Genomic DNA, 6,382 nt, shown 5'->3' with positions numbered 1-6,382 from the left:
CTATCTACTGAATTATTTAGGTCAAAAACTAATTACTAAAGATCGCCCTATTAATCATTTGATCATCATAGTGATCTCACTTATTGAAGCTATAATTGGTATCGTTTTGGCTTACTATAAACCACCGTTTTTGTAGAATTGATCTATAGAAATCACTCCTTTTTTTGGGTATATTTTCATCCTAACATTGAATGATTTAGCGTTGGGAATTCGTTGGAAAATTTCTTTTTTGGTTGCGGTGACCGCAATCATTTTTTTTATTTTTTAGAGCTTCGTTTTGATGAAAATTTCTGTGGTAGAATCCGTTCACTGTGGAGGTGAACATGATGACCATTGAAATTCATGTGATGGATTTAGGGGCAATGATTATTTGTGGTTTGATGCTCTTTGCAGTGTGGTTTGATGAAAAAGTAGGCGATTAAAGCCTGCTTTTTTTATGGGGTTCGGGGAAGATTTCCCCGACTGGTTCGGACAGCGTCCGAGGTCTTCAAGGTTTTGAATTTAGGAAAAATAATAGCCGACTTCTTCGGCGATTTTTCCTATCAGCGGAGCTGATCAGAAGGAGCGAAAGCGACTGTCGTAGCCCTCGGCAGAGACCGCACTTTACGGAGTAAAGTATAGCGGGCTATACTTTACATGGAAGTGTCGCCGGAGAATGTGGTAAAATTGAAAGAGAAAGTTGTTGCCGGTGGGAAGGTCGTGAAGGGAAAAATGGCGTTCATTATTTGTAATATGCGGAAGTTCAAAAATGCAGATTTGAAGGGTCAACAGATTCATAATCAGAGAGAAAAAGAGAGCCATACGAATCCGGATATTGATCGAAATCGGGCGCATCTGAATTATGATTTATTGCATGATAAACGAGTCGATTATAAGGCAATGATCAACGAACATATCGAGAAGAATGTAGAGACGAAACGAGCCATTCGAAAAGATGCGGTTAGATGCTGTTCATTCATGATCTCGGCAAGTCCTGAATTCTTCGAAAAGCTGTCTCCAGAAAGAGAAAAGGAATTCTTCAAATCGAACCTAGAATTTATACAGGAGCGTTACGGAAAAGAGAACGTGATGTATGCGTCAGTACATAAGGATGAAACGACACCGCATATGCACGTGGGTCTCGTGCCGATCACGAAAGAAAAAAAGCTGTCAGCAAAGCAGATTTTCAACAAAGTTGAAATGAAGCAGCTGCAGGAAGCGATCGGGAAGCATAACGAAAAATTTGGCTTGCAGCGGGGTGAGCCTTCAGATAAAAAATATCTTGAAATTCACAAGTTTAAGCTAGAAGCGGATAAAGAGAAGCTGAAAGAAGTAAGCCTTAAAAAAATCGAGATGGAACAGGCGGTTGACCAGATTTCGGGTCGATTGGATGATTTGAAAAAGACAGCATTTGAAGCGCAGGCGGTTGATCAGATCGAAGAACGAGTGAAAGAGAAGGGTTTCTTGACTAAAACTGTTCAGCTGAGTAGAGAAGATTTTGAGCAGGTGAAAAGCCTTGCTAAAGCAGGCGAGGTGTTTCGAAAGGACAATAATAGTTTAGAAAATGAGTTGGTACGTGAACGCAACCGAACAAAAGAATTGTCTAAAGAGAATGATCGTTTGAAAAGCGAAAACAGGAGTTTGAAAGCTGAAAAGAAAGAACTTGAAACAGAGAATCGCTTCTTAAAGCGTTCAATTAGTGCTTTCTTGACCTTTTTCGGAGAAAAGCAAAAAGAGTATAGAGCTTTACTCGGTTATGCAAAAGCTCATATTCTCAACAAAATGAACTTGAAAATCACTGAAAAATACTTTGATCATAAGGATGAAGCGCCTGGAGCAAACAAATTTATCAGTGAAGAAAACGAGAGAAGACAGAATGCACCTAAGAAAAATCGAAATCAAGATCATGAGATGGAACGATAGGTCATGATCTAAATATGGCATGAGTCAACGGTAAGCGGAACGAAGTGAGCATTAAGGAGTTGATTCATTCACTACACCCAAAGCCTATTGATTCAAACAAACCCCGTTTGTTTGCGCCCGCCGAAGGGGCATCCCCCGAAGATCGGGGGTAGGGGGTTTGAATATTTGCCATCCAACGTGCTAGCGTTGGCGGGTTTGGGCAGAGCCCAAGAAAGGCGGTCCAATGTGAAAATGACCAAAAGTGAGTTTGAAAAAGGCATGAGGTATGCGAAGGCTACACACGCCATTGAAGGAATTTATCTTACAGCTGAAGAGGAAGAATTGATATGGGAGCATGTATCTGGTCAGATCACAGATGAGGAGTATGAGAAAAAAGCCCTTGAATTGGCTTATAAAATGTTATAATAGAGTTCCAACAATTGTTTGGCGAGGGTGCGTAGCGTAAGACGACGACAGTCGTCGAGTGGCAACGAAAAGCGAAGCACCGAGAGCCAAACGGGAACCCCCCCATGCTAACAGGGGGGTAGTACGCAAGATGAAAATAAAACGTATAAAAAAACATGTCGTGCATTTCAAAAATGCCGTTGAGAGCGTTCAGATTCGATTCTGAGCGCTTTTATTTTTGTTCAGGTAATTGAAATAGGGTGATACGTCAAAAACGCTTATAGGGGCTTTAAATGCGTTTTTTCGTTTTGTCTGCTGTCATGATTCCTAAAATTGATGGCGAGATATCGAGAAAAATCCAAAAACCGTTGCGAGATGCCGAAAATTTTCAAAATTGGAACACAAATGGATTTTAGAACGTACGAATTATGCTAGCATTTAACATAAAAAGGGATGTTGAAAGGGAGAGATGGGATGAAAAGTATTCCTGCTGCGGTGGTCGGACAAAAAATTAATGAGTGGTATCGGCATATCAAAAGATTGAATGTAACAGATGCGGAAATGCTTCGTGATGAGATTAAACGCGAATTAGATGTGATGGAAGAAGATGAACAAGCTGTTCTCTATTTTCAGTTGATGGACTTTCGCCATGAGCAGATGCTTGAGTATGTAAATCCTTCTCAAAATCAAGTGAACAAAGCTGATTATTTACGAGCTGTTGAAGGTGAAGGTAAAAAGTTGACGGGGATCATGGAATACTACGTTCACTTTTTTAAAGGGATGTATGAATTTTCTAAGGGTGAATACATAAAAGCCATCGCTTTTTATAGACAGGCAGAAAAGAAGCTGGATAAAGTAGCTGATGAGCTTGAACGGGCTGAATTTTATTATAAGATGTCAGAGATTTTTTATCACATGAAGCAAACGCATTTGTCTATGTATTATATCGAGCAGGCGTATCATGCTTACAAAGCTCATAAAGCCAACGGGATTTATGAAATCAAGGTGATTCAATGTCGTTTTGTCATTGCAGGCAATTATGATGATTTATGTACGCATGAAAAAGCTATACCCCATCTAAAAGAAGCGGAAGAGTCCGCGAGAAATTTAGGCAACAAGTATATGCTTGCTAAAGCGTTGCTGAACCTCGGTGATTCTTATAAAAATATGGGTGATCAAGACAGAGCGCTTTATTTTTTGATCAAAGCTGTTGATCAAGCAAAAGAGTCTGGAGCCAAAGAACTCACACAGATTTATTATGAGTTGGCTTTACTGCATTTCAAGAAAAAGGAGCATGAATCGGGAAAACACTATTTTGAATTAGGTGTTGAAAGTGCCGAAAGGTTCAATGATTGGTTTTTCATGAATTTGTTAAATGTGCTGAAGGTTCTTTATTTGGAGGGGGCTAAACCTACTGCTGTTGCGGATGCTTTAGATGAACTTGACGATATTCGAGGCTATCCATATTTAGAAGAACTGGCGCTTGTGTCTGCTGAATTTTATACTGAACTTGGGCATATGGATGATTCTGTATATTTTTACAACAAAATGATCTATGCTCAAAAACAAATTCGGAGGGGCGAGTTCTTGTATGAAATTTAATGCCTTACTGCTTTCAATCGTTTGTGCTAGTTTATTAATCGTTAGTGGTTCTTCTTTTGTAATCCAACAAGATTCAAATGTGTCAGTTGCTTCAAGGAAAGCTACATGATGATGAGTCTTATTCGATTTGTAACGTGAAACATGACAGACCTTTAGGGTCTGTTTTTTTGTGGCCAATGTGATGGTAGCCATATGTTGAAAGTCAGGTTTAGTCAGGTTTGGTGTAGTGTTTAAAAATTGAACACTATGAATGGAGTGGAAAAATCAAAAAAAAATCTCCCCCTACGGGGAAATTTGGTTTAGTCTTTGGTCTTTTAGGTTTTGAGGTTTTAGGTTTTTAAAAAGATGGCGGTTTCGCCAGCTTTTTAGGCGATTTTGACGGAGTCAGAATCGTGTCTTTTCTTATCTTGATACATATAGAAACATTGAGATTTTCAAAAAGTGCGTTAAATCCAGTGGTGTCAAGGGTTTAAAAGCATTTTGACATGTAGAAACTCCTTCTGCTATTATTAAAGTGACCAAACCATAATAATAGAGTGCTAGAGGACTAGCATCAGAAGGAGTTTTTTTCTTGAGTTATTCAGATGAATCAAATTATAGCATCCTTGAGGACAAAACCGCAACAGGTAAAAAGCGGGATTGGAGAGGAAAAAAAGTGAGATCGTCGCTTGTGGCGGCTCATTATGAAGGGCTTGAAAAGCGTACCGGTGCACCTTATTACGGAAAAAAAGCTGAAAAAGTGTGTAATTGTGCAGAGTGTCTTGTGTTTAGAAGAGACAAAGAAACGGGCAGGCTACGATTATCAAATGCTTATTTCTGTAAAGTGAGGTTATGCTCTATGTGTGCGTGGCGAAGATCATTAAAAATTGCTAGTCATAATAAATTGATTGTGGAAGAAGCGAACAGACAATATAAGCCAGCATGGATATTTCTCACGTTGACAGTAAAAAACGTTGAGGGCGATGATCTGAAACAGACCATTTCGGATATGATGAAAGGCTTTAATAGATTGATGAAATATAAAAAAGTTGATTCTGCGGTGCGTGGATATTTCAGAGCTTTAGAGATCACGAAAAATCATGAAGAAAATACATATCATCCGCATTTTCACGTTTTAATTCCAGTAAGAAAGAGTTATTTTACTCATAATTATATTAAACAATCAGAATGGACAAGCCTTTGGAAGCGTGCCATGAAAATGGATTACACACCGATTGTGCATGTGCAGCGGGTCAAAGGAAAAAAGGGAATCGATGCGGAAGCGATTGAACAAGAAGTGCGTAAAGAGATGGAAGAACAAAAGGCTATTCTTGAAATCTCAAAGTATCCTGTTAAGGATACGGATATCATACGTGGAAATGAAGTGACCGAGGAAAATCTTGATACGGTCTATTATTTGGATGGTGCATTAAGTGCCAGACGGTTGATCGGCTACGGCGGGATCTTGAAAGAGATTCATAAGGAACTGAATTTGACGGATGCCGAGGACGGTGATCTTGTTCGTATTGATGAAGAAGATGATGAGGTAGCCAATGAGACGTTTGAGGTCATGGCACGTTGGCATGTTGGCATCAAGAATTACATAATCACATAGAAAAGCAGGCTAATAGAGCCTGCTTTTTTGTATGGATTAGTTGATTTTTGCTTTTAGAACTCTATAATCTCCACTGCCGTAAAGTCCTACGTCAACACGAGAAGAGTATTCAACAGGTGTGTATTTCAGTGCCTTGAAAGTTCCTCTACTGCGAATTTCCCAAACGCTAGGGTCTAGTTTGTGTTGTTTTGTTGAGTGAGATTTTGAATAAAAGACGCCAGTTAGATAAGCATCATAACTGCTACTTTTCAGTTTGCCTTTTTCATAAGTGAATTTACCACTTACTTCATGAGCAAAGCCAAAAACAGGAGTGGTATTTGTGACCTTTGCTTTGAATTTCTTTTGTTGTACTGCTTTTGTTGAAATGTCATCAACTTTCATAGATAACTCAAGCTTGTCTCCCTGTACATTGAGAGGTTCTTGTACTACAACGTTATCTGCACCCTTTTTAAGTTGAGTATTTGCTTTATCAGTTAGTTTATCTAGTTTGTGATTGATCTTTTCAACTTCTTTCGTATATGCCACAGGTTCACTTTGTGTTGCTTTCGCATCTGGAGCATATATTCCTAAAGATAAAGTGATCGTAGCAAGTCCCATTAAAACAGTTGAGCTGATTGATTTTTTTGATAGCTTTGAAGTCATATTGTTCAAATCCTCCTGAAATGATAGTATTACAAGCGGTTACAAAATTTGGTTAAACAACCACAAATAAGGGACGGTGTATTGTGTATGCTAGCTGTTATTTATACGGTTTTAATAATGTTTTTGGTTTTCTATCTACTGAATTATTTAGGTCAAAAACTAATTACTAAAGATCGCCCTATTAATCATTTGATCATCATAGTGATCTCACTTATTGAAGCTATAATTGGTATCGTTTTGGCTTACTATAAACCACCG

At 38.7% G+C, this 6,382-nt stretch carries 6 protein-coding genes; 5 read left to right on the top strand and 1 reads right to left on the bottom strand.

The annotated features are described in order from the left end of the window. Nucleotides 1–666: 666 nt before the first annotated feature. The 4 genes from mobV to AAZR19_RS18815 all read left to right on the top strand — a co-directional run bounded on the left by mobV (nucleotide 667) and on the right by AAZR19_RS18815 (nucleotide 5,482). Nucleotides 667–1,902 carry a MobV family relaxase gene (gene mobV, locus AAZR19_RS18830; RefSeq protein WP_434703986.1) on the top strand — a complete coding sequence of 412 codons (1,236 nt, stop codon included), beginning with the start codon at nucleotides 667–669 and terminating at the stop codon, nucleotides 1,900–1,902. Between the two features lie 225 nt (nucleotides 1,903–2,127). Beyond that, nucleotides 2,128–2,307 (top strand): antitoxin VbhA family protein, encoded by a 180-nt coding sequence (locus tag AAZR19_RS18825; RefSeq protein ID WP_434703984.1) that lies wholly within the window; start codon nucleotides 2,128–2,130, stop codon nucleotides 2,305–2,307. A 432-nt stretch (nucleotides 2,308–2,739) separates the two neighbouring features. Further along, nucleotides 2,740–3,888, top strand: coding sequence for an aspartate phosphatase (locus AAZR19_RS18820; RefSeq protein WP_434703983.1), 1,149 nt, complete (start codon nucleotides 2,740–2,742; stop codon nucleotides 3,886–3,888). A gap of 571 nt (nucleotides 3,889–4,459) precedes the next feature. Then, entirely contained in the window at nucleotides 4,460–5,482 is a 1,023-nt protein-coding gene (locus AAZR19_RS18815; RefSeq protein ID WP_434703981.1) for a protein rep, read from the top strand. Between the two features lie 36 nt (nucleotides 5,483–5,518). Here the strand turns inward: AAZR19_RS18815 and AAZR19_RS18810 are convergent, their stop codons facing one another. After that, the gene (locus AAZR19_RS18810) at nucleotides 5,519–6,124 is read right to left on the bottom strand and encodes a hypothetical protein (RefSeq protein ID WP_434703979.1); all 606 of its coding nucleotides are present in this window, start codon (nucleotides 6,122–6,124) and stop codon (nucleotides 5,519–5,521) included. Between the two features lie 48 nt (nucleotides 6,125–6,172). Here AAZR19_RS18810 and AAZR19_RS18805 point away from each other — a divergent pair. Beyond that, nucleotides 6,173–6,382 (top strand): hypothetical protein (locus AAZR19_RS18805; protein WP_434703977.1); only part of this gene is annotated, 210 nt, incomplete at its 3' end.

Source organism: Bacillus sp. Je.9.29.b, from assembly GCF_051129925.1.
In the GTDB taxonomy this organism is placed as follows: domain Bacteria; phylum Bacillota; class Bacilli; order Bacillales; family Bacillaceae; genus Bacillus; species Bacillus safensis.
The sequence above is the reverse complement of the archived record's forward strand: the minus strand, read 5'-3'. Positions and strand labels throughout refer to the sequence as shown.

Excerpts from the sequence above, each read along its gene's own strand:
- AAZR19_RS18820 (WP_434703983.1), top strand. The coding sequence starts at position 2,740 with ATGTTGAAAGGGAGAGATGGGATGAAAAGTATTCCTGCTGCGGTGGTC.
- AAZR19_RS18810 (WP_434703979.1), bottom strand. The coding sequence starts at position 6,124 with ATGACTTCAAAGCTATCAAAAAAATCAATCAGCTCAACTGTTTTAATG.